Here is a 21572-nt window from a genome sequence, read left to right as displayed (position 1 = left end):
GCGACGGGGAGGCGGCGCTCAGTCGCCGACCTTCCCGGCGTCGATGCGCCGGCCGCGGGAGGCGTCCACCACGACGGGGATGCCGTCCGGGATCTGTCCCTCAAGGCGGTCGAGCAGGGACTGCACCGGCGGGAGGTCTCCGGGTACCCGGACGTGTACGTACATCGTCCGGGACGTCGCGTCGACGCTGGTGACGCTCGCGCCGGGCTCGTCCGCGAGCCACTGTTCCGCCGCGTCCTTGGTCCGGCCGGTCCACACGTTCAGCAGCAGCGTGGTCGCGGTGTTGGCCGCCAGTGGGAGGAACACGACGACGAACAGAAGGATCATCGCGCCGTAGGCCCGGCGGGCGGGGCGTCCGGCCGCCCTGTCGGCCTCCGCGGCGTAGCCGAGCGAGGCGAAGACCATCATGCCCGCGAAGACCAGGGCGAAGAGGTTCGAGACGAACAGGGCCAGTGCGCCCAGCGCCAGCCATCCGGAGAGCTTCTCCAGGCACACTCCCGCCACCACCAGCGGCGGGACGAGGGAGATGGCGATCGCGACTCCGGGCAGCACGGCGGCGACGTCCCTGCGGGCCAGGGCCACCGCGCCGGCGAAACCCGTCGCCAGGGCGGCGATCAGGTCCATCAGGCCCGGCGACGTCCGTGAGGAGATCTGGCTGTTGGACAGCAGGTCGTAGTCGCCGGGCAGAGCCACCGCCATGAGCATCCCGATCGCGATCACCAGCAGGCAGGCGAAGAGCACGACGGCGGCCGACCCGGTGCGGTGGCGCTTCACCGAGCCCAGGGCGATGCCCATGATCGGTGTGGACAGCGGCGCGATGATCATGGCGCCGATCACGGTCGCCGTCGAGTCCGTGATCACTCCGCCTGCCGCGATGACCGACGACAGCGTCAGCATCGTCCAGAAGGCCGAGCGCTTGGACGTGGTGTCCCCGGACGACAGGACCAGTTCCTCGGTCAGTTCGTCCAGCGAGCGGCGCTGGGCGGCCGGCAGGACCCGGGCGCGAACACTGCTGATCATGCTTCCAAACAACCACGATCAGCTCGCTTTCCCAGGGCAGGACACGGGGAGCGGAGCCTCGCTTCCAGCCCGCGGCTCAGTGGAGGATCTTCTCCTTGGCCCGCTGGAACTCGGCTTCGGTGATGTCTCCCCTGGACCGGATCTCGGAGAGCTTGGCGAGTTGGTCCGCCTCGCTGGTGGGCCCCGCGCCGCCGGCGGCGGTCTCGCGGACGTAGTCGTCGAACGCCTGCTGCCGGGCCTGGGCGTGTCGTATCTCGCGGTCACCCATGCCCTGGCCGCGGGCCAGGATGTAGACGAACACGCCGAGGAAGGGGAGCAGGATGACGAAGACGAGCCATCCCGTCTTGGCCCCTCCGCCGAGGCTGTCGTCCCGGAAGATGTCGGCGATGATCCGGAAGAGCAGGACGATCCACAGGACCCACAAGAAGATCCACATGGCGGTCCAGAACGCTCCGAGAACCGGGTAGTCGTAGGCGAGGTTCATGTCACCACTCCTTGTTTCTCGTCTCCCGCGGGAGAGCACTCACGGTCAGTCCGTCAACCGTCAGTCGGTCAACCGTCAGTCCGTCATGAACCAGCCCCGCACCTGCGCCTCGTGATCGACGTAGCGTTCGCCGGAGACGTCGACGACGACCTTGTCGATCGTGCCGCCGGTGAACGGGAACGGGCCTCGGTAGTCGGGCGTGACCGGCGAGGCGTCGTCGCGGCCCACGCAGATCCCGTCGCCGACCACGCAGAAGGAACCGGGCTGCGTGACGATGTCCTCGTGGCCCACCTCCCGGTCGTCCACGTAGAGGGTGAGCGTGCCCTCGGCGCCGGGCATCTCCGGGTCGGTGCTGCGGCCGCTCGCCGCGAACTCGGCCGTGAGGACGTGCTTGCCGGGCGGGATGTCCCCTTCGGCGTCCACCACCTGGAGGTGGCTGCCGACCCAGTTGAACGCGTAGTGCAGGCGGTGGTCCTTGACGTAGAGGCTGTGGCCGCCCGTCACCCCGCCGTGGGCGTACAGAACGCCCTCGGCGTCGGCCGAGTCGACATCGACCCCGGCGGCGATGGTGTACGACCGGCCGCTGATCACGACGCCGGACTGCTCGGGCACCGCCGAGGTGCCGGGGTAGTACACGTAGCGGTCGCGCTCGGGGTTCCCGTGCGGCCGGTCGGCCAGCACCTGTTCCAGGGCGGTACGGTCGTCCAGCGGCAGCCCGTTGTAGACGCCCGCGTAGTAGTACCAGAGGCTCTTGAGGGTCTCCAGCCGGGCCGGTTCCCGCGCGGCCAGGTCCGTCGACTGCGCGCGGTCGGTGTCCAGGTCGTACAGCTCCCACACGTCGTGGGCGAAGTCGCCCCAGCCGCTCAGCGGGGGATGGACGGTGCAGGCCAGCCAGCCTTCGTGGTAGATGGAGCGCTGCCCCAGCATCGTGTAGAACTGCGTCCGGCGTCCCGGCGCGTCGGGGTCGGTGAGCGACGCCTTGAAGCTCTCGCCCTCGATCGGGCTCTGCGGGTAGCCCTTGATCACGTCGGGCGGTTCGATGCCGAGCAGGTCGTAGAGCGTGGGCACGACGTCCACCGCGTGGACGTACTGCTGCCGCACCTCTCCCCTGGCCTCGATCCCCGCGGGCCAGGCGACCATGCACATGTCGGCCACGCCGCCCTCGTAACCGGCCCAGCGCTTCCAGTACGGGAACGGTGTGTCGAACGCCCACGCCCACCCGGTGTTGTAGTGGTTGTACGACGTCGGGCCGCCCAGCTCGTCGATGTGTTCCAGGGACAGCTCGGCCGGCGTGGGCAGGTTGTTGAAGAAGCGCCACTCGTTGAACGTGCCGTCCGGTCCGCCCTCACCGCTCGCCCCGTTGTCGGAGACGGCCACGATGATCGTGTTGTCGAGTTCGCCGGAGGACTCCAGGAAGTCGAGCACCCGGCCGAGCTGGTCGTCGCTGTAGGAGACGTATCCGGCGAAGACCTCGGCCATCCGGGTGAACAGCCGCCGCTCGTCGTCGCTGAGCTCGTCCCAGGGCCGCACGGTGTCGAGCAGCGGCCAGGGCTGGCCGTCCGGCCCGGTCACCGAGGGTTCGCCGTGGGGGTTGATCGGGGAGAGCTCGGTGTTCTCCGGCAGCAGGCCCATCTCCTTCTGACGCCGCAGGATGTCCGGTCGGATGGCCTCGTAGCCCTGGTCGAAGACGCCCCGGTACCGGTCGGCCCACTCCTTGAAGACGTGGTGCGGCGCGTGGGCCGCGTCGAGGGAGAGGTACATGAAGAAGGGTTTGCCGGGGTCGACCACCTTGGCGTCCCGGATGAACCCGATGGCCTTGTCGGAGAAGTCCTTGGCGATGTGGTAGCCCTCTTCGGGCGTGGCCGGCGCGGCGACCGGGTGGTTGTCGTGGATCAGGTCCGGGTACCAGCAGCTCGACTCGCCGCCGAGGAAACCGTAGAACCGCTCGAAGCCGCGCCCCAGGGGCCAGCGCCCCTTGTACGCGGCCATGTTGATCTCGTCGCCGGGGGTGAGGTGCCACTTGCCGACGCAGTACGTGTTGTAGCCGTGTTCGCCCAGGACCTCGGAGAGGAAGCCGTTCTCGAACGGGATGCGGGTGGAGATGCCGGGGAACCCGGCGCTGAACTCGGCGACGGTCGCCATTCCGTTGGACGTGGCGTTCCGGCCGGTCATCAGCGAGGACCGGGTCGGGGAGCACAGCGCCGTGGTGTGGAAGTTGGCGTAGCGCACGCCCATGTCGGCGATCCGTGACATCGCCCGCGTTCTCACCGGGCCGCCGAAGCAGTCCATCGTCCCGTAGCCGACGTCGTCCCACGCGATCACCAGCACGTTCGGGGCGCCCTCGGACGCCCTCGGCGCGAGGTACGGAGCCCAGTCGGGCTGGGAGTCGCGGATGTCGAGGGCTATCTTCCCTTTGAAGGGCTTGGCCATGACGGATCTCCTCGTCGCTCCGGGTCCTGACCGGCTGCATCCCCACCATGGCCCCCGGCCGCCTCCGCCGCCTCACCCCTCACGGGTGACACCGCCACCGCCACCGCCACGGCACACCGGCCCTCGGCACTCGGCACTCGGCCCGAGCCGGTCTGCCCGACCGGGTGGCGGCCCTCCGGTCGCCGGCGGCGTGGACGGCCTCGTCGCCGCAGTCGTGGGCGGCCTCGTCGCCACTGTCGTGGACGGCCTCGCCCCCGCAGTCGTGGCAGCCCCGGCGCCACTGTCGCGGACGGCCTCGCCCCCGCAGTCGTGGCAGCCCCGGCGCCGCTGTCGTGGGCGGCCCCGGCGCCGGAGGGCTCGGCGGCTCCCTCCTCGCCCACCAGCGGTGATCTTCCGCGATCTCACCCGTCACGGGTGATCACGCCGCCCGCGGCGGCCCGCATGCTCGAAGGCGCAGCGTTGGCGCTGCGTCTCGCCCACGAAGTGAGGTACCGCCCATGACCACGATGACGACCCGTCGCCACTCGGACACCAGCGAGGCCTTCGCCGGCGGACTGACGATGTTCGCCGCCGTCCTGCTGTTCATCGCCGGCATCCTGGACCTCTTCCGGGGCATCATGGCGATCGCCAACGACGACGTCTACGTGTCCACCCCCAACTACATCTTCAAGTTCGACCTGACCAGCTGGGGCTGGATCCAGCTGGTCCTCGGCGTGATCGCCATCAGCGTGAGCCTGGGCCTCTTCTCTCGTGCCACGTGGGCCCGCGTCGTCGGGGTCGGCATCGCGGGGCTCCTGATCATCGCCAACTTCCTGTCGATCCCGTACTACCCGGTGTGGTCGCTCGTCCTGATCGCGATGTACGCCTTCGTCATCTGGGCGCTGTGCGTCGTACGGCCGGAGTCCTGACCCTGACGGCGGCCGACGACCCGGCCGTCGCCGGTGCGGGGAAGGAACGTCATGCCCGCCGCCCTGCTCGCCGTGCTCGGCGTGACCCTCCTGGTCGTCGCGGCGCTCCTGGCAGCCGTCTTCTGGCGTCGCCGGTGGCTCCTCCGCAGGCCGGGCGCGTTCCACTGCGCCGCGCGGGTCGTGGCGGGCGAGGAGAGGGGGCTGCGCAGGGGGTGGCGGCCCGGATACGGGCGGTGGGTCCAGGACGTCTTCGTCTGGACCCCCGCCCCGCTGCTGCTGCGGACCGTGCTGGTGCCCGTGGACGCCGTGAGTGCCGCCCGCCCTCTCGGGCCCGGGGAGGTACGCCGCCCGCAGCACCTGGCCGCGGCGACCACGCTGACCGGCCCGCGCGCCATGCTGGAGGTGGCGGTGTGCGAGCGGGACGAGGCCCTGGCCTGCCGGCGGCCCGCCGCGGACCCGACCGGGCTGACGCGCTCGCCGCGCTCCCACCTCTGACGGCGTACGGCGAACCGCGCCCGGGCACCCCGGGCGCCCCGTAGGCCGAGCACCCCGCGCGCCCGGCGTACGGGCGAACCACGCCCGGGTCACCCCCGCCGGGTGATCCTCCGGGCGGCGCGGGCGGCCCATGCTGGGCCGATGAGCACCGTAGAGCTGCCTGACCCGACCGTGCGGCGTCGGCCCTTCCACCTGCTGGCCAAGCCCACCGGGGCGATCTGCAACCTGGACTGCACCTACTGCTTCTTCCTCTCCAAGGAACTGCTGTACGAGGGCAGCAGATTCCGTATGGCGGACGAACTGCTGGACACCTACATCCGGCAGCTGATCGAGGCGCACGGCCCGGCGCCCGAGGTCACGGTGGCCTGGCAGGGCGGTGAGCCGACGCTGATGGGCCTCGACTTCTTCCGCCGGTCCGTGATGTACGAACGGCGGTACGCCCGTCCCGGCCAGCGGATCGTCAACACCGTCCAGACCAACGGCACGCTCATCGACGCCGAGTGGGCCCGCTTCTTCCGGGACCACGACTTCCTCGTCGGTCTCTCCGTCGACGGGCCCCGCCGGCTGCACGACGCCTACCGGGTCGACAAGGGCGGCAAGCCCACCTTCGACCGCGTCATGCGCGGGCTGGGCCACCTGCGCGAACACGGCGTGCGGTGGAACGCGCTGACGACCCTGCACGACGCCAACGCGGGGCACGGCCGCGACGTCTACGCGTTCCTGCGCGACGACTGCGGCGCCGAGCACATGCAGTTCATCCCTATCGTGGAACGCACCACCGCGCCCGGGCTGCCGATGGCCGACGCCGGCTGGGGCGCCCGCGCCGAGGGCCGCCCCCTCTACCGGCAGGAGGGCGACCACGTCACCGAACGGTCGGTGACCGGGCCGCAGTACGGGCGGTTCCTCATCGACGTCTTCGAGGACTGGGTACGCCACGACGTCGGCCGGGTCTACGTCCAGATGTTCGACGTGGCCCTGGCCAACTGGTACGGGGAGCCGCCCTCGCTGTGCGTGCACTCCAGGACCTGCGGCAGCGCCCTCGCCCTGGAACACAACGGCGACCTGTACTCCTGCGACCACTTCGTCGAGCCGGACCACCTGCTCGGCAACATCGGCGACCGGCATCTGCTGGAGCTGGTCGACTCACCGAGGCAGCGGAGGTTCGGCCAGGACAAGTACGACACCCTGCCCCGGCACTGCCACGCCTGCGACGTCCGCTTCGCCTGCCACGGTGGCTGCCCCAAGGACCGCTTCGACACCACGCCGGACGGCGAGCCGGGCCTCAACCACCTGTGCGCCGGCTTCAAGGCGTTCTTCCACCACGTCGACCGCCCGATGCGCACGATGACCGAGCTGCTGCGGCAGGGTCGGGCGCCCGCCCTGATCATGCGGCAGTACGCCGACGCCGACGCGCGCCGCCCGCACAACGCGCCCTGCACCTGCGGGGGCGGACGCAAGTGGGCCCGCTGCCACGGCAGGCCCGCCGTGTCGGGGCAGCGCTAGCGCCCGACGGCTGGGGCAGCCGTAGCGGTGGGCCGCCGGGCGGCCCGTGGTGGGTCAGGTCGCGATTCTGCGCATCTCCACGACGCGCAGGCCAAGAGACCGGAACCGGGCCAGCAGCCCGTAGAGCTGGGCCTCGTCGGTGACCTGGCCGAACAGCACGGTCTGCCCGGACATGACGCAGCTCTCCAGCTCCGGGAACGCGCCGGTCATCGTCCTCGACATCTCTCCCTCGACGCGGATCTCGTACTGCATGAGCGCGCATCCCTCGCAGCTGGTGCCCCTCCGGGTCTCATGCTGTTCCGGCCCGCGGACCGGCGCATCACCCGGGCCGGGTGACCTCCCCGGCAGGCCGTGCGGTCACAGACGGATGATGACGAGGGCCGTGTCGTCGGTGTTTCCGGTCGGTGGGAGGAGGTCGGCCAGGAGGGCGTCGGCCAGTTCCTCGGGAGCGGCCCGGCCGTTGCGCACGAGGGAGTCGGCGAGACGGCCCAGGCCGACGTCGATGTCCTCGTTACGGCGTTCGATCAGACCGTCGGTGTAGAGGACGAGGGTGGCGCCCTCGGCGAAGTCCGTACGGGCCTGCGGCCGGGGAACGTGTTCGGGTCGGGCGCCGAGCGGCGGGTCGGTCGCCCGGTCGAGGAACGTCACGTCGCCGTCGGTGCCGAGCAGGGCGGGAGGCGGGTGACCCGCGCTGCTGTACGTGAGTGTGTGGGTCTCCCAGTCGATGAAGACCTTCACCACCGTGGTCGACTCGGCACCGGCGACATGCCGGGCGTACAGCCCGAGGGCCTCCAGGGCCCGGGCCGGACCGTCGGCGACCCGGGCGGCCGCGCTCAGCCCGCTGCGCAGCTGCCCCATGACGCCCGCCGCCTTGAGGCCGTGACCGACGACGTCACCGACGGCGACGGCGATGCGGTCGCCGGGCAGGTCGACCAGGTCGTACCAGTCGCCGCACACGTTCAGGGTGCCGACGGCGGGCCGGTAGCGGACGGCCGCCCGGTGGTGCCCGATCGGGGTGGGGGCGGGCAGCATCGCCGCCTGCAGGGCGAGGGCGACCTCGCGGTCGCGCGCCTGGGCCAGGCGCAGGCGCTCGTTGATCTCCTGCAGTTCGCGGGCGCGGGTGTAGAGCTCGGCCTCCAGTACGCGGGCCCGGCTGCTGTCGCTCCCGGTGCCGCCCCGGGCGCGGATGAGTTCGGTGACCTCCTCCACCCGGTGCACGATCAGTACCACCTGGCCGTCCGGTCCCAGCACGGGTGCGTTGACCGGGCTCCAGAAGTGCTGCACCCAGTGGCCGGGGCGCTCGGGGTCCTCGATGTCGTAGCGCAGCAGAGCCATGGTGTCGCGTTCGCCGGTGGCCAGCACGCGCCGCATCGACGCCTGGGTCTCCCGCATCCCGGCCGCCGCCGGGTCGTTCGGGTTCTCGGGGAAGACGTCGAAGATGTAGCGGCCCAGCAGTTGCGCGCGCGTGCGCCCGGCCAGCCGGAGGAAGTCCTCGTTGGCGTCGGCGTACATCAGATCGGGGGTGAGCAGGGCGACCATTCCGGGCAGGGCGTGGAAGACCGCCGTGTAGTCGATCCGGGGTTCCTTCATGTGCTGCCCGCCTCGGCGCCGACCGTCACTGTGCGGCTCCACGATAGGAGCGAAGGTGTCCGAAGCCGGGCCAATCGTTCCCGCGCGGTCCCGGCAGTCACCTGTGCGGCCCGCCCGTCGGGCACGCGCGGCCGGCCACCCGGCCTCGGCGAGTCGAGCGCCGGGAAGGGCGTCGTCAGGAGGAAGGACGTTCCGATGGCGGGGCCGCCGGTCGGTCGGGAACCGGCGTGAGCCGCGCCGTCGCGACGTACGAGACGACGACCGCGACGATCACCAGCGGCATGACGGTGAGTCCCGAGGCGCCGAGCAGCAGCGTGGCGAGCAGGACGGAGACCAGCGGCAGCCGCAGCACCGCGGCGCTCATCGCCCCGATGCCCATGGCGAACCCGGCGACCAGGGTCAGCCCCGGCAGGTGGGAGAACAGGATGCCGCCGGCCGCTCCCAGGAACATCGCCGGAAAGATCGGGCCGCCCCGGAAACCGCTGAGGGACGCGCAGTAGGCCAGCCCCTTGCACAGCACCAGCAGCAGCAGTGCACCCACCGAGTAGGCGGCGCTGTGCCTGAGCAGAGGATCCAGCGCCGTCTGCCCCGAATACAGCACGTCGGTCGCCGACTTGCCGGTGCCTTCCGCGTAGCCGATCGCCAGGCCCGCGACGGCCAGGCCCATGAGGACCGTGGCCGGCACCCGCCGCTTGGCGACCTGGGTCCTGAGCCGTAGGGCGAGCCGGTGGATCCCGGTCCCCGCCAGTGCCGCCGACAGCCCGATGACCAGGGCCCAGCCGAATTCCGCCGCCGCCGGGTGCGAGGCCTCGGGGACGTCGTGAAGGACCAGCGAGTACGTGCCCAGCCCGGTCCAGTCGCCCAGTCCGACGAAGATGAGGTCGCCGACGCCCGCGGCCAGCAGGCCGGGCACCAGCACGAGTGTCATCATCGGCCCTCCCAGCCCGGAGGCCTCCATCAGGAGGAACGCTCCCAGCAGGGGTGAGCCGAGCAGCGAGCTGATGGCGGCGAAGCTGCCCGCCGCGCCCAGCACCGCGGTCATCCGCTCCGGAGGGTTGCGTCTGACCGCCCGTACGGCGCCGGCGGCGAGCCCGCCGCCGAGTGCCAGGAGAGGGGCCTCGGGCCCGAGGACGGCGGCGAAGCAGAGCGTGGCCAGGGCGGCGAGGAAGATGCCGGGCAGCTCGACGGGTGACGGCGGGCCGCCCGTCCCGAACCCGGCCGTCGGTTCGTGACCGCCGTTTCCCGGCAGGTACCGGATCGTCAGTCCCACCAGCAGTCCCCCCACGGCGAGCAGCGGCAGCGGCCACCACGACGGCGTCCCGTCGAACCCCAGCGACTCGGGAAGATCCGTGTAGATCAGGGGCTGAACCTCGCCGACCAGCGCGAGGAAGCCGAAAGCGGCGGCGGACACCGGCGCGCCGATCAGCGCGGACATCACCAGCAGCACCACGTACGCGCGGCTCCGCAGGAACGTCGACGGATCGGGGGACGACGCCGCCGCGGGTCCACTCGTGGCGACCGGCATGCGCATTGCCTCCTCGCGGTCCGCATGTGGCTCCGCATGTGGCGGGGTCCCGCCCGGCGCGTTCGGCAGTCCCGTGCCGGCACCCGGCCACCCTGCCACCCGGCCACCCGGCCACTCGTGGGGAGCGGCGCCGCTACGAGCGTGGCACGCCGCCGCCGTACGGGCATGCCGATGTCCTCCATGCGGGGCGTTCCTGCGGGGCTCCACGTGCGGCGTCCCCTGTGGGGCATCCGTGTGTGGGTCCCTGCGCGGCACCCCGGCGCCCCACCGGTGGTCAGCCGGAGTCCTCCGTGCCCGGCCGCGTGCCGGGTGACGAGCCGGGGGGCGTGCCGTGGGACGTGCCCGATGGTCCGGCGGAGTCCGTCGACCGGGCGTCCTCCGCCTTCTGGATTGCACCGACGAGGAACCGTGCGACGATGCCGACCAGAATCACGTCGGCCAGCATCTGCACCGTGGTCAGGACGCGTGCGGTCTCCGTCACCGGGGCGATGTCCCCGAAGCCGACCGTGGCGAACACGGTGACGGCGAAGTACATGGCGTCCGTGCGCTCCAGCGTCTCCGTGAACGAATCCGTCCGGTTCTGGGACACGACCTCGTACGCCGCCGCGAAGATGAGCAGGAAGACCGGCCCGACGGTGGCCATGGTCTCGAGGGCGCGCAGCCGGGGGTAGTCGGACGTCACGACTTTCCGCACCTGCCTGACGGCCACTCCCGCCAGGAGCGTGAGACTCCCGGCCAGCGTGATCGCCGTCCTGGTGTCGAGGCCGTGGTCCAGCGGCAGCAGGTAGTAGACGACCACCGACAGGAGCACGGTCACCGAGGACCGCGCCACCGAGATCAGCACTCGACGGCGCGGCACCTGGAAGCTCGCGGTCTGCCGGGGTCTGTTCATGACGTCACCGCCTCCCACTATTCACCGCGGGAGGCTCCGAAGGGGCCCGGGACGCCGCCCGGCGAGCCTGCTGCAACCCTTTTGGCTGCGTCTCCCGGACAGCCTTGACGGCGACGGCCGGGCCCGCTCCACCCGGCGGCTGCCTATGTCCGCCGAGGACTGATCCGGCCCTGGCCCCACTGGTTCGACACGTGTCAACATAGACGCATGTCGAACGCCGAGGTGCCGCCCCTGCTGGAGTCCCAGGGCCCCGAGGCCGCCCGGGGCCCGGAGGCCGCCGCACCGTGCTGTCCGCCGCTGACCGAGCGTCCCTTCACCGGTGAGGAGGCGGAGCGCACCGCCCGGATGTTCAAGGCGCTCGGGGACCCGGTCCGGCTGCGGCTGTTCTCCTCGGTGGCCTCGGCCCCGGACGGCGAGGCCTGCGTGTGCGACATCTCCGATGTCGGGGTCTCGCAGCCGACCGTCTCCCACCACCTGAAGAAGCTGCGGGAGGCCGGGCTGCTCACCTCCGAGCGGCGCGGCACCTGGGTGTACTACCGGGTGGAGCCGTCGGTGGTCGCCGCGATGGGGCGCATCCTCGGCGCGACCGGCTGACCCGCCCGCTCAGGACCCGCCCGCTCAGGACCCGCCCCTTCGGGGCCCGCCCACCCACGACCCGCCCGCTCAGGTGTTCCAGTCCTCGTCGTACGGATCGTGCGGCACCGGCACCGGCGTCGCCGCCGTCACCTCGAACGAGGGGATCGGGCCGCCGTTCACGGGGTCCTTGGTCACCCGGGGCGAGTAGCCGCCGCTGACGCGCAGCCAGGTGTCCGGTTGCAGCACCGGGGGGACCTCCCCGGTCAGCGCGATCTTGATCGGCTGGGCGTCGGCGGCACAGCAGCTCAGCGCCATCCGCACCAGGTACGGGGCGCCCGCGCCGTCCACCGCCAGGAAACCGGTGATCTCGATCCGCCGCCCGGCCAGACCCCGTCCGTCGGCGTAGACCGCCCGGCCCGCGTAGTCCGCCACGCCCAGCCGCAGCGGATCCCCGGAGGGCAGCGCCGGGTAGGCGACCGGCTCCTGCAACGCCGTGCCCGCCCGGGTGGCGCTGTACGAGCCCAGCGCCGGCGGGGCCACCAGGACCAGGGCGAGGACGGGCAGCACGAGCAGCCAGGAGACCCGTGGTCCGGGGTGCCGGTCCTCGGGCCGACCCGCCTTCCTGGCGTACCAGACCGAGGCCAGCGCCGCCGCGACGAGCACCGCGCCCGCCGTCAGCAGCAGCGGCCGCAGGCCCCCCTTCACATAGCGCAGATAGAGGTCCGTCGTCCCGGCATGCAGCAGGGACGCCCCCAGCAGGAACAGGACCGCCGTCTGGGACTGCCGGTTCACAGCAGCACCGCCCCCACGCCCACCGACACCACGATGGCCGTGACGAACGACAGCGGCGCGAACCGCACCGCGAACGCCCGCCCGAACGTGCCCGTCTGCATGGCGAACAGCTTCAGGTCGATCACCGGCCCCACCACCAGGAACGTCAGCCTCGCCGTCAGCGAGAACTGGGTCAGGGAGGCGGCGACGAACGCATCCGCCTCCGAGCAGATCGACAGCACCACGGCGAGCGCCGCCAGGGCCAGCACGGAGAGCACCGGGTGGCCGGCCGTCGCGCGCAGCCAGCTGTCCGGGGCCAGCGCCTTCAGGGTCGCCGCCGCCGTCGCGCCCACCACCAGGAAGCCGCCCGCGTGCATCACGTCGTGCCGCACCGAGTCCCAGAACGCCTCGCCCCTGGTACGTCCCTCCGCCGCGCCGTGCCCCCGCGGGCGCAGCAGGTCGGTGCGGCCCGAGCGGTGCCACAACCAGCCCATGGCGCACGCCGTCAGCAGACCGGCCGCGAGCCGGGCCACGACCATCAGCGGGTCGCGGGGGAAGGCCACCGCCGTCGCCGTGAGCACCACCGGGTTGATCGCCGGGGCCGACAGCAGGAAGGCCAGCGCCGCCGCCGGGGTCACCCCGCGCCGCACCAGCGCGCCCGCCACCGGCACCGACGCGCACTCGCAGCCGGGCAGCACCGCGCCCACCGCCCCGGCCACCGGCACCGCCAGGGCGGGCCGGGACGGCAGGGCACGCGCGAAGAACGACGCCGGTACGTACACCGCGATCGCCGCCGACAGCAGCACGCCCAGCACCAGGAACGGCAGCGCCTGGACCACGACCGCCACGAACACCGTCGTCCAGCTCTGCATCACCGGAGCGGACAGCGCCCCGCGGATCGGGCTCTGCGCCAGGAACAGCGCCATCAGCAGCAGCGTCAGGAGCAGCGGCGAACCGGCCCCGCCCCGCCATCCGCCCTGGCTCCCCTCGCCGTCGGGCGCGGGGCCGCGCCGCGGCGCCGGCTCGCCCCGCGGGGCCGGCTTGGTGATCGCCACGGTCCGGGCACCTCCGGGTCGCCTGTACTGCCTCCTGTTCCCTACGGCTCACCCGACCCGCGCGTTCAACCACACCGCCCGGCCGCCGCCGCGCCCGCGCTCAGCGGCGGCTGACGGCGGCCAGGTGCCGGGCCGCGAAGTCCAGCTCCAGCCCGACCTGCTTGATCCGCTCGTCGACCACCAGCGAGCCGTGCCCGGCGTCGTACCGGTACACCTCGTGCACCGCCCCGCGCGCCCGCAGCCGCTCCACGTAGTTGTCGACCTGCCGGATCGGGCAGCGTGGGTCGTTCACGCCCGCCGAGATGTACACCGGGGCCTTCACCTGGTCGACGTACGTCAGCGGGGACGACGCCGCGAAGCGCTCCGGGACCTCCTCCGGGGTGCCGCCCAGCAGCGTGCGGTCCATCGCCTTCAGGGCCTCCATCTCGTCGTGGTACGCGGTGACGTAGTCCGCGACCGGCACCGCGGCGATGCCCAGCGTCCACGCGTCCGGCTGGGTGCCCAGGCCCAGCAGCGTCAGGTAGCCGCCCCAGGAGCCGCCGGTGAGGATCAGCCGGGCGGGGTCGGCGAGCCCGGTGGTGACGGCCCACTCGCGCACCGCCGCGATGTCCTCCAGCTCGATCAGGCCCACCCGGTGCTTCAGGGCGTCCGTCCACGCCCGGCCGTACCCGGTCGAGCCGCGGTAGTTGACCCGGATCACCGCGTACCCGTGGTCCACCCAGGCGGCCGGGCCCGCCGCGAAGGAGTCGCTGTCGTGCCAGGTCGGCCCGCCGTGAATGTCGAACACGGTCGGCAGCGGACCGCTCGCCCCGGCCGGTCGCTGCAACAGGGCGTGGATCCGGCCGCCCGGACCGTCCACCCACACGTCCTCCACCGGCACCGACCCCGGCGACTTCATGCCCGGCGGATCGAGCACCACCCGGCCCGCCGTGGACCGGACGGCCGACGGTTCGGCGGCCGACGACCACAGGAACTCCACGCTGCCGTCGGGGCGGGCCGTCGCCCCCGACACGGTGCCGCGCGGGGTGGGCACGCGCTCCAGGGCGCCGCTCGCCAGGTCGTACCGGAACAGCTCGCTGCGGGCCTCGAAGCTGTGCGCGATCAGCAGTCCGCTGCCGTCCGCGTACCACTCGGCGCTCACGTCACCCGGCAGGTCCAGCGCCAGGTCGGTCTGCTCGCCGCTGCTCACGTCCCACACCAGCGGCTCCCACCGGCCGCGCCGCTGGTGCCCGACGAGCAGCCGGGTGTCCCCGTCGACCGGCGCGAAGCCCAGCACCTCCAGCCCCAGCTCCTCGGTGCCGCCCCGCGTGTCGTCCAACTCGGCGACCGTCGTGCCGTCGAGGCGCATCACGCGCAGCGCCGAGTGCATCGCGTCGCCGTGCTCGGTGTGCTCGATCACCAGCAGCGAGCCGTCGTGGGAGAGATCGCCCACACCGGCCGACTCGCGGTGCCGGTAGATCTCCGCCGGCGTCTCGCCGGCACGCGCCAGGTGAATGGTCGTGCCGTCCTCGTCGGTCGACCGCCCGACCACCGCCGTGCACCCGTCGCGTCCCAGTGCCAGGCCCGCCGGGTAGGACGGGTCCAGTCCCGGCACCGCCAGCTCGTCCTCACCGCCCGTGAAGGGCTGGCGCCGCCACACGCCGAACTCGTCGCCGTCCTTGTCGTCGAACCACCAGATCCACGCGCCGTCCGGCGAGAGCACGCCGTCCGTCGTGCCGTTCGCCCGGTTCGTCACCTGGCGCTGCTCGCCCGTGGTCCGGTCCCAGGCGTACAGCTCGTACGTCCCCGTCGCGTTGGACACGAACAGGGAGTGGTCCGGCGCGTCCTCCGCCCAGTCCGGCAGTGACACCCTCGGCGCCCGGAAGCGCTTCTCCCAGTCCGCCATCCGATCGTCCCTACGCTCAGGCGCACCCGCCCCGTAGCTCTCAGTCATGTCCCCATACTGCCCGCTGGAGAGGCCGATCAGCGCCGCCCCCTCCCAGCCTGTGGACAACCCGCCCCTTGTGGACAAACGCGCCCCCCACTCCGGGCCCGTCCCGCCGCTGCCCGTACCGTGGAACCCGTGTACCGGTTCCTCCTCACCCCCCGCTGGTGGGGCATCAACGTCTTCGTCCTGGTGGCCATACCGTTCTGCGTCTTCATGGGCTCCTGGCAGCTGAGCCGCTTCGAGGCGCGCGTGGACGACCACCGCACCGCCGAGACCCGGGCCACCGAGAGCGGGAACGAACCCGTCCGCCCCCTCACCGCCCTCCTGCCCGTGGACAAGGCGACCGTCGGCCGTCCGGTCACCGCGACCGGCACCTACGCCGACCAACTGCTCGTCCCGGACCGCACGCTGGACGGGAGGACCGGCTTCTACGTGCTGACGTTCCTGCGCACCGACACCGGCAAGGCGGTCCCCGTGGTGCGCGGCTGGCTGCCCGGCACCGCCGACGCGGCCAGGGCCCCCGCCCCGCCCGCCGGCGAGGTCACCGTCACCGGCGTGCTCCAGGCGTCCGAGAACCCCGGTGAGAACGGCGTCCGCGCGCGCGGCGGCCTGCCGCCGGGCCAGACCGCGGCGATCAGCACGGCCTCGCTGGTCAACCTGGTCCCGTACGACCTCCACGACGCCTGGATCACCCTGCGCACCGCCGACCCGGGGATGACGGCGGTGCCCGCGACCGCGCCGAGCGGCACCGGGCTGGACCTGAAGGCGTTCCAGAACCTCGGCTACACCGGCGAGTGGTTCGTCTTCGCCGGCTTCGTGGTGTTCATGTGGTTCCGGCTGCTGCGCCGCGAGGTGGAGTTCGCCAAGGACGCGGCGCTCGGCCTCACCCCGCCCGACGGCGAGGACCGGGGCGCCGGGCAGCATCCGGCCGACGGCGAGGAAACGGCCGCCGCCAAGTCACCGGCGGACGGCGGAGAAGCGACTGCCGCCGGATCACCGGCCGACGGCGAGGAGGAACCGGACGCAGACGCGCAGTCGGCCCCGTCCCCGGCCGCCGGAGAACCCCGGCCCCGGCCCGCCGGCGAAGAGCCCCCGTCCTACGACGAGACCAGCACCCCGGTGCGGTAGACCGTCCCGGCGCACGCGTCGGGCACCACCGCCGACACCGCCGGTCCGCCCTCGGCCGGGGTGTACGTCACCTTGACGCTGCCGTCGGCCGTGCCGTCCTCCCTGATCAGCTGGGGTGACGTACCGGTCGGACCGGAGTCGCCGGCGCCGTCGGCGGTGCTGGTCTGGCCGGTCGGGCTCGGGCTGGGCGAGGCGCCGCCGCCCATGGTGTCGCCGGACCCGGAGCCGGTGTCGCCACCGCTTCCGCCACCGCTTCCGCCGCCGCTGTCGGCGGGGCAGGTTCCGGAGGGCACCCAGCCGAACTTCACCTCGTAGGCGGAGCCGGGCGCCAGGACGAGCCGGGGCACGTACAGCGACGGGTCGGGCAGGGCGGCCGCCGGACCGCCGGAGACATGCTCGGCCACGGTGATCTTCGCGGGGTCGGCGGCCCCCTGGGCGGTGGGCGTCAGGGTGACCTCGCCGCCGACGGCACAGCCGGCGGCGGAGACGTTCAGCACGCGGAACGTGCCGTAGACCGTGCCGGCCGCGTCGGGCACGGCCACGGTCGAGGTCGCGGAGCCGAGCTGCTCCGCCGTGCACAGCGGAGCGCCGACCGGTGACGCGGACGGGCCGGCGTCGGTGCCGCTCGTCGCGGCTTCGGAGTCCTTGTCGTCGCCGCTTCCGGTGCCGCTGCCCTTGCCCTGGTCGGCGCTCTGCCCGGCGCCGCCGGCGGTGCCGGTGGCGTTGCCGCCCGTGCCGTCGGGGTCGCCGACGGTGCCCTCGGTCTGGGAGGCCTGCCCGGCGATGGACGGGTGGGCGTCGGAGCCGCCGGAGTTGGACACGTGCACCAGCGCGGGCACGGCGGTGCACACGAACAGGGCGGCCGCCGCCATGCCCACGGCGGCCTGTCGCTTGCGGGCCCGGCGGGCGGGGACGGCCCGGTGGAGGTGATCCAGGGTGCCGTCGCGCGGCTCCATCTCCCCCACCGCCCGGTGCAGCATCCGGCGCAGGGCCAGCTCGTCCGAGTCGAGCCCGTCGGGACTCTGGTCGTCGAGGTGGTCGTTCACGGTTCCGTTCCCAGGGTGCGATCGCTTCCAGTCTTGCTCGTGCGGTGGCCCGTCGGGGCCGTCGTACCGCCCCGGCCGGCCGTCGTGCCGCCCGGTGCCGTCGTGCCGCCCGCTCACGTCGTCGCCCCCATCGACCTGCGCAGGGCGGCGATACCGCGCGAGCCGTAGGCCTTGACCGAGCCGAGCGAGATGCCGAGGGTCTCGGCGACCTGGGCCTCGGTCATGTCGGCGAAGTAGCGCAGGACGAGCACCTCGCGCTGGCGGCGCTGCAGGCCCTTCATCGCCTTGATGAGGGAGTCGCGCTCCAGCTGGTCGTAGGCGCCTTCCTCGGCGCTCGCCATGTCCGGCATCGGCTTGGACAGCAGCTTCAGGCCGAGGATGCGGCGGCGCAGCGCGGAGCGGGAGAGGTTGACGACGGTCTGCCGCAGGTAGGCGAGGGTCTTCTCGGGGTCGCGGACGCGTTTGCGCGCGGAGTGCACCCGGATGAAGGCCTCCTGGACGACGTCCTCGCAGGAGGCGGTGTCGTCGAGCAGGAGAGCGGCGAGACCGAGGAGCGAGCGGTAGTGCGCACGGTAGGTCTCGGTGAGGTGGTCGACGGTGGTGCCCGCCGCCACGGTCTCCTCGGCGCCGTCGCGCGGACTGGGAATGCGGGCGGGCCGCGCTGCGGGCATGGGCGCGATCACCGGCATGCCGCCGGACGCACCCGCCGAGCGGGGGCGGACGATGCTCCGGGGCGGCCGCACAGCGGTGCCGCGGGTCGCCGCAAGGAAGTCGAGTACCTCAGCCACGCCAGTTGGACACGCGTGACCCCGTGGGGGTTGTACGCGGGTTGCGTTCTTTCCTGTGGATCTCCGTGCCCCCGTCCGTTCCGGCGCAGCACAACAGACGGCGTCCCGCTTCTCCTCATACGCCCCGCTTCTTCCCCTGTGTACCGGCGACCGGACGTCCCCACGTCCGGCCCACGGCGCCCCCTACGCACCGCAAAGACGCTCCCCGCCTCCACGCGGTTGCGGGAAAACGGGGAGCAAGCCTGTGTGCGAATCTTACAAAGGCGTTATCAGCCCTGGCCAGGCCCGATGGCGGATCACCGCCGGCCCTACCGCTCCACCGCCACCAGTTCCGCGATCTGCACGGCGTTCAGGGCCGCGCCCTTGCGCAGGTTGTCCCCGCAGACGAACAGCTCCAGCGCCGTCGGGTCGTCCAGCGCCCGGCGCACCCGGCCCACCCAGGTCGGGTCGGTGCCGACCACGTCCGCGGGCGTCGGGAACTCACCGGCCTCCGGGTTGTCGAAGAGCACCACACCGGGCGCGGTCGCGATGATCTCGCGGGCCCGGTCGACGGTGACCTCGTCCTGGAAACGGGCGTGCACGGTCAGGGAGTGCACGGTGACCACGGGCACCCGGACGCAGGTCACGGCGACCGGCAGCTTCGGCAGCCCGAGGATCTTGCGGGACTCGTCCCGCACCTTCATCTCCTCCGACGACCAGCCGTCCGCCCGCGCCGACCCGGCCCACGGCACCACGTTCAGCGCGACCGGCTCCGGGAACGGCCCGGTGTCGTCGCCCACGGCCCGGCGCACGTCACCCGGGCTGGTCCCCAGTTCGGTACCGGCCACCAGGGACATCTGCCGGCGCAGGGCTTCCACCCCGGCCCGGCCCGCCCCGCTGACCGCCTGGTACGACGACACCACCAGCTCGCGCAGCCCGAACTCGGCGTGCAGCGCGCCCAGGGCGACGATCATCGTCAGGGTCGTGCAGTTGGGGTTGGCGACCATGCCGCGCGGCCGGATCCGCAGTGCGTGCGGGTTGACCTCGGGCACCACCAGCGGCACGTCGGGGTCCATCCGGAAGGCGCCGGAGGTGTCCACGACCACCGCGCCCTTGGCCGCCGCGACCGGCGCCCACTGGGCGGCCACCTCGTCGGGCACGTCGAACAGGGCGATGTCCACCCCGTCCAGCGCCTCCTCCGAGAGCGCCGCCACCTCGACCTCCTCGCCGCGCACGGCCAGCTTGCGGCCGACCGAGCGCGGCGAGGCGATCAGACGGATCTCGCCCCAGACGTCCGCCCGGTGGGACAGCATCTGGAGCATCACCGTGCCGACGGCCCCGGTCGCTCCCACGACCGCGAGCGTCGGACGGTCCCTCATCGTCGTACGCCTCCGTACGATCCGGTGCGGCGGGCGGTCACCGCCCGGTGCCTCCGTAGACGACGGCCTCGTCGCTGTCGGAGTCGAGCCCGAAGGCGGTGTGCACGGCGCGCACGGCCTCGTTGACGTCGTCGGCGCGGGTGACGACCGAGATGCGGATCTCGGAGGTCGAGATCAGCTCGATGTTCACACCGGCGTCGGACAGGGCGGTGAAGAAGTCGGCGGTGACGCCGGGGTTCGTCTTCATGCCCGCGCCGACCAGCGAGATCTTGCCGATCTGGTCGTCGTAGCGCAGCGAGTCGAAGCCGATGCCGGTCTTCGCCTTCTCCAGGGCGTCGATGGCCTTGCGGCCCTCGGTCTTGGGGAGGGTGAAGGAGATGTCCGTCAGGCCGGTGGAGGCGGCGGACACGTTCTGCACGATCATGTCGATGTTGATCTCGGCGTCCGAGATCGCCCGGAAGATCGTGGCGGCCTCGCCCGGCTTGTCCGGCACGCCGACGACCGTGATCTTGGCCTCGGAGGTGTCGTGCGCGACACCGGAGATGATGGCCTGCTCCACCTTCTTGTCCCCTTGCTCAATCGGCTCACTGCTGACCCACGTGCCCTGCAGTCCGCTGAAGCTGGACCGGACGTGGATCGGGATGTTGTATCGGCGGGCGTACTCCACGCACCGGTGAAGCAGCACCTTGGAGCCGGACGCGGCGAGCTCCAGCATGTCCTCGAAGGAGATCCAGTCGATCTTCTTCGCCTTCTTCACCACGCGCGGGTCGGCGGTGAACACGCCGTCCACGTCGGTGTAGATCTCGCAGACCTCGGCGTCCAGCGCGGCGGCGAGCGCCACGGCCGTGGTGTCGGACCCGCCACGCCCGAGGGTGGTGATGTCCTTCTTGTCCTGGCTGACGCCCTGGAACCCGGCGACGATGGCGATGTTGCCCTGGTCGATGGACTGCCGGATACGGCCCGGCGTGACATCGATGATCCGGGCTTTGTTGTGGACCGAGTCGGTGATGACACCTGCCTGGCTGCCGGTGAAGGACTGGGCCTCGTGGCCCAGGTTCTTGATCGCCATGGCCAGCAGGGCCATCGAGATCCGCTCCCCGGCGGTCAGCAGCATGTCGAACTCACGCCCGACAGGCATCGGAGACACCTGCTCGGCGAGATCGATCAGCTCGTCCGTCGTGTCGCCCATCGCGGAAACGACGACGACCACCTGGTGGCCGTTCTTCTTCGCTTCCACGATCCGCTTGGCGACGCGCTTGATGCCCTCGGCATCGGCTACGGAGGAGCCTCCGTACTTCTGCACGACAAGGCCCACGTGCGCTCCTCGCTCAGTTTGTCGATTGCCCGATCAGTCTAACGAGCGTCCGAAATCCCCCTCTGGGATACCGCATGGTGAGACCCGCGGTCGACGCTCGGGGAGGACCCTGCCCAGTGTCACGCGAATGATGGCTGTGCGCTAAGTCTCAGGTCCGCATTCGGCGAGTTCCGCGAGCGGAGCGGTGTCCAGGGTGATGTCCACGGGGGCGGGGAGTGCGACCGTGGCACCGAAGGGCAGCTTCTCCTGGTGCCGGTAGCAGCCGCCCTCCGGGGCGTCGAAGACGACGACGGAACGGTCGTCCCGGTCGACGAGGAGGTACACGGGGATGCCGGCGGCGGCGTAACCGTCGGGCTTCTCGATCCGGTCGCGCCGGTCGGTGTCGGAGTCGTGCGACGTGACCTCGACGACCATGAGCACACCGGCCGCATCCGACCAGTCACCGTGCCCCTTCGCGAACCCGAACGGCGCGAGGACCCCGTCCGGACGTGCCCTGCCCTTCCGGTACTTCTCGACCCTGAGGCCCCGGTCCCCGTAGAGCCACAGCTCGGGGCGGTGCTGCATGCACAGTCGCTGCAACCAGGCGACGATCTGGTCGTGATTGCCGTCGGTCACCGGCTTGACCTGGACCCTTCCGTGGACGAACTCCAGCCGCACGTGCTCCGGGGCATGGCGTTCCAGTTCCTCGAACTCCTCGACGGACATCTGCGGCCGGTGCTCGGTCCTGGGGGTCATGGCGTCGCCTCCTCGGCACCATGGTG

General features: G+C 72.2%; 20 protein-coding genes. 5 read left to right on the top strand and 15 right to left on the bottom strand.

The features are described 5' to 3' along the window. Window positions 1-18 precede the first annotated feature (18 nt). The 3 genes from ACSLTV_RS05965 to ACSLTV_RS05955 all read right to left on the bottom strand — a co-directional run bounded on the left by ACSLTV_RS05965 (window position 19) and on the right by ACSLTV_RS05955 (window position 3934). On the bottom strand, window positions 19-1020 hold the full coding sequence (locus ACSLTV_RS05965) for a TIGR00341 family protein (RefSeq protein WP_432135108.1): 1002 nt from the start codon (window positions 1018-1020) through the stop codon (window positions 19-21). Between the two features lie 76 nt (window positions 1021-1096). Continuing rightward, window positions 1097-1504, bottom strand: a complete 408-nt coding sequence (locus ACSLTV_RS05960; protein ID WP_432135107.1) for an SHOCT domain-containing protein — start codon at window positions 1502-1504, stop codon at window positions 1097-1099. Window positions 1505-1579: 75 nt separating this feature from the next. Beyond that, window positions 1580-3934 (bottom strand): sulfatase-like hydrolase/transferase, encoded by a 2355-nt coding sequence (locus ACSLTV_RS05955; protein ID WP_435611745.1) that lies wholly within the window; start codon window positions 3932-3934, stop codon window positions 1580-1582. Between the two features lie 497 nt (window positions 3935-4431). Here ACSLTV_RS05955 and ACSLTV_RS05950 point away from each other — a divergent pair, with 497 nt between their 5' ends. The 3 genes from ACSLTV_RS05950 to ACSLTV_RS05940 all read left to right on the top strand — a co-directional run bounded on the left by ACSLTV_RS05950 (window position 4432) and on the right by ACSLTV_RS05940 (window position 6840). Beyond that, entirely contained in the window at window positions 4432-4842 is a 411-nt protein-coding gene (locus ACSLTV_RS05950) for a DUF7144 family membrane protein (protein WP_432135105.1), read from the top strand. A gap of 51 nt (window positions 4843-4893) precedes the next feature. Further along, window positions 4894-5337, top strand: a complete 444-nt coding sequence (locus ACSLTV_RS05945) for a DUF2550 family protein (protein WP_435611744.1) — start codon at window positions 4894-4896, stop codon at window positions 5335-5337. A gap of 141 nt (window positions 5338-5478) precedes the next feature. Continuing rightward, on the top strand, window positions 5479-6840 hold the full coding sequence (locus tag ACSLTV_RS05940; protein ID WP_432135103.1) for an anaerobic sulfatase maturase: 1362 nt from the start codon (window positions 5479-5481) through the stop codon (window positions 6838-6840). Between the two features lie 54 nt (window positions 6841-6894). Here ACSLTV_RS05940 and ACSLTV_RS05935 read toward each other — a convergent pair whose 3' ends face one another. The 4 genes from ACSLTV_RS05935 to ACSLTV_RS05920 form a co-directional block, all read right to left on the bottom strand. Next, window positions 6895-7092: a hypothetical protein gene (locus ACSLTV_RS05935; RefSeq protein WP_432135102.1), complete on the bottom strand. Its 198-nt coding sequence runs from the start codon at window positions 7090-7092 to the stop codon at window positions 6895-6897. A gap of 105 nt (window positions 7093-7197) precedes the next feature. Then, complete coding sequence (locus ACSLTV_RS05930) at window positions 7198-8430, bottom strand: PP2C family protein-serine/threonine phosphatase (protein WP_432155942.1); 1233 nt, start codon at window positions 8428-8430, stop codon at window positions 7198-7200. Window positions 8431-8605: 175 nt separating this feature from the next. After that, a complete protein-coding gene (locus ACSLTV_RS05925) occupies window positions 8606-9955 on the bottom strand; it encodes a chloride channel protein (RefSeq protein ID WP_432135100.1) in 1350 nt (449 codons plus the stop codon). A 274-nt stretch (window positions 9956-10229) separates the two neighbouring features. Continuing rightward, window positions 10230-10847: a potassium channel family protein gene (locus ACSLTV_RS05920; protein WP_435611743.1), complete on the bottom strand. Its 618-nt coding sequence runs from the start codon at window positions 10845-10847 to the stop codon at window positions 10230-10232. A 207-nt stretch (window positions 10848-11054) separates the two neighbouring features. On the opposite strand from ACSLTV_RS05920, the gene ACSLTV_RS05915 reads away from it, so the two are divergent. After that, window positions 11055-11441 carry an ArsR/SmtB family transcription factor gene (locus ACSLTV_RS05915; protein ID WP_432135098.1) on the top strand — a complete coding sequence of 129 codons (387 nt, stop codon included), beginning with the start codon at window positions 11055-11057 and terminating at the stop codon, window positions 11439-11441. A gap of 69 nt (window positions 11442-11510) precedes the next feature. Here ACSLTV_RS05915 and ACSLTV_RS05910 read toward each other — a convergent pair whose 3' ends face one another. The 3 genes from ACSLTV_RS05910 to ACSLTV_RS05900 all read right to left on the bottom strand — a co-directional run bounded on the left by ACSLTV_RS05910 (window position 11511) and on the right by ACSLTV_RS05900 (window position 15182). Beyond that, on the bottom strand, window positions 11511-12215 hold the full coding sequence (locus ACSLTV_RS05910) for a TIGR03943 family putative permease subunit (protein WP_432135097.1): 705 nt from the start codon (window positions 12213-12215) through the stop codon (window positions 11511-11513). After that, complete coding sequence (locus ACSLTV_RS05905; RefSeq protein ID WP_432135096.1) at window positions 12212-13249, bottom strand: permease; 1038 nt, start codon at window positions 13247-13249, stop codon at window positions 12212-12214. Before ACSLTV_RS05905 ends, ACSLTV_RS05910 begins: the two co-directional genes overlap by 4 nt. A 100-nt stretch (window positions 13250-13349) precedes the next feature. Beyond that, window positions 13350-15182, bottom strand: coding sequence for a prolyl oligopeptidase family serine peptidase (locus tag ACSLTV_RS05900; protein ID WP_435611742.1), 1833 nt, complete (start codon window positions 15180-15182; stop codon window positions 13350-13352). Window positions 15183-15311: 129 nt separating this feature from the next. On the opposite strand from ACSLTV_RS05900, the gene ACSLTV_RS05895 reads away from it, so the two are divergent. Next, window positions 15312-16304, top strand: coding sequence for an SURF1 family cytochrome oxidase biogenesis protein (locus ACSLTV_RS05895; RefSeq protein WP_432135094.1), 993 nt, complete (start codon window positions 15312-15314; stop codon window positions 16302-16304). On the opposite strand, the gene ACSLTV_RS05890 is transcribed toward ACSLTV_RS05895, so the two are convergent. The 5 genes from ACSLTV_RS05890 to ACSLTV_RS05870 all read right to left on the bottom strand — a co-directional run bounded on the left by ACSLTV_RS05890 (window position 16274) and on the right by ACSLTV_RS05870 (window position 21546). Further along, complete coding sequence (locus ACSLTV_RS05890; RefSeq protein WP_435611741.1) at window positions 16274-17350, bottom strand: hypothetical protein; 1077 nt, start codon at window positions 17348-17350, stop codon at window positions 16274-16276. The genes ACSLTV_RS05895 and ACSLTV_RS05890 overlap by 31 nt on opposite strands. Window positions 17351-17463: 113 nt before the next feature. Continuing rightward, window positions 17464-18039 (bottom strand): SigE family RNA polymerase sigma factor, encoded by a 576-nt coding sequence (locus tag ACSLTV_RS05885; RefSeq protein WP_432135232.1) that lies wholly within the window; start codon window positions 18037-18039, stop codon window positions 17464-17466. 407 nt (window positions 18040-18446) lie between these two features. Further along, on the bottom strand, window positions 18447-19496 hold the full coding sequence (locus tag ACSLTV_RS05880) for an aspartate-semialdehyde dehydrogenase (RefSeq protein ID WP_432135092.1): 1050 nt from the start codon (window positions 19494-19496) through the stop codon (window positions 18447-18449). Window positions 19497-19533: 37 nt separating this feature from the next. Continuing rightward, complete coding sequence (locus ACSLTV_RS05875; protein ID WP_432135091.1) at window positions 19534-20811, bottom strand: aspartate kinase; 1278 nt, start codon at window positions 20809-20811, stop codon at window positions 19534-19536. A 141-nt stretch (window positions 20812-20952) separates the two neighbouring features. Beyond that, on the bottom strand, window positions 20953-21546 hold the full coding sequence (locus tag ACSLTV_RS05870) for a Uma2 family endonuclease (protein ID WP_435611740.1): 594 nt from the start codon (window positions 21544-21546) through the stop codon (window positions 20953-20955). Window positions 21547-21572: the final 26 nt, after the last annotated feature.

This window comes from Streptomyces sp. bgisy159, assembly GCF_965341775.1.
Classification (GTDB): domain Bacteria; phylum Actinomycetota; class Actinomycetes; order Streptomycetales; family Streptomycetaceae; genus Streptomyces.
This window is presented reverse-complemented; position numbering and strand designations above follow the sequence as displayed.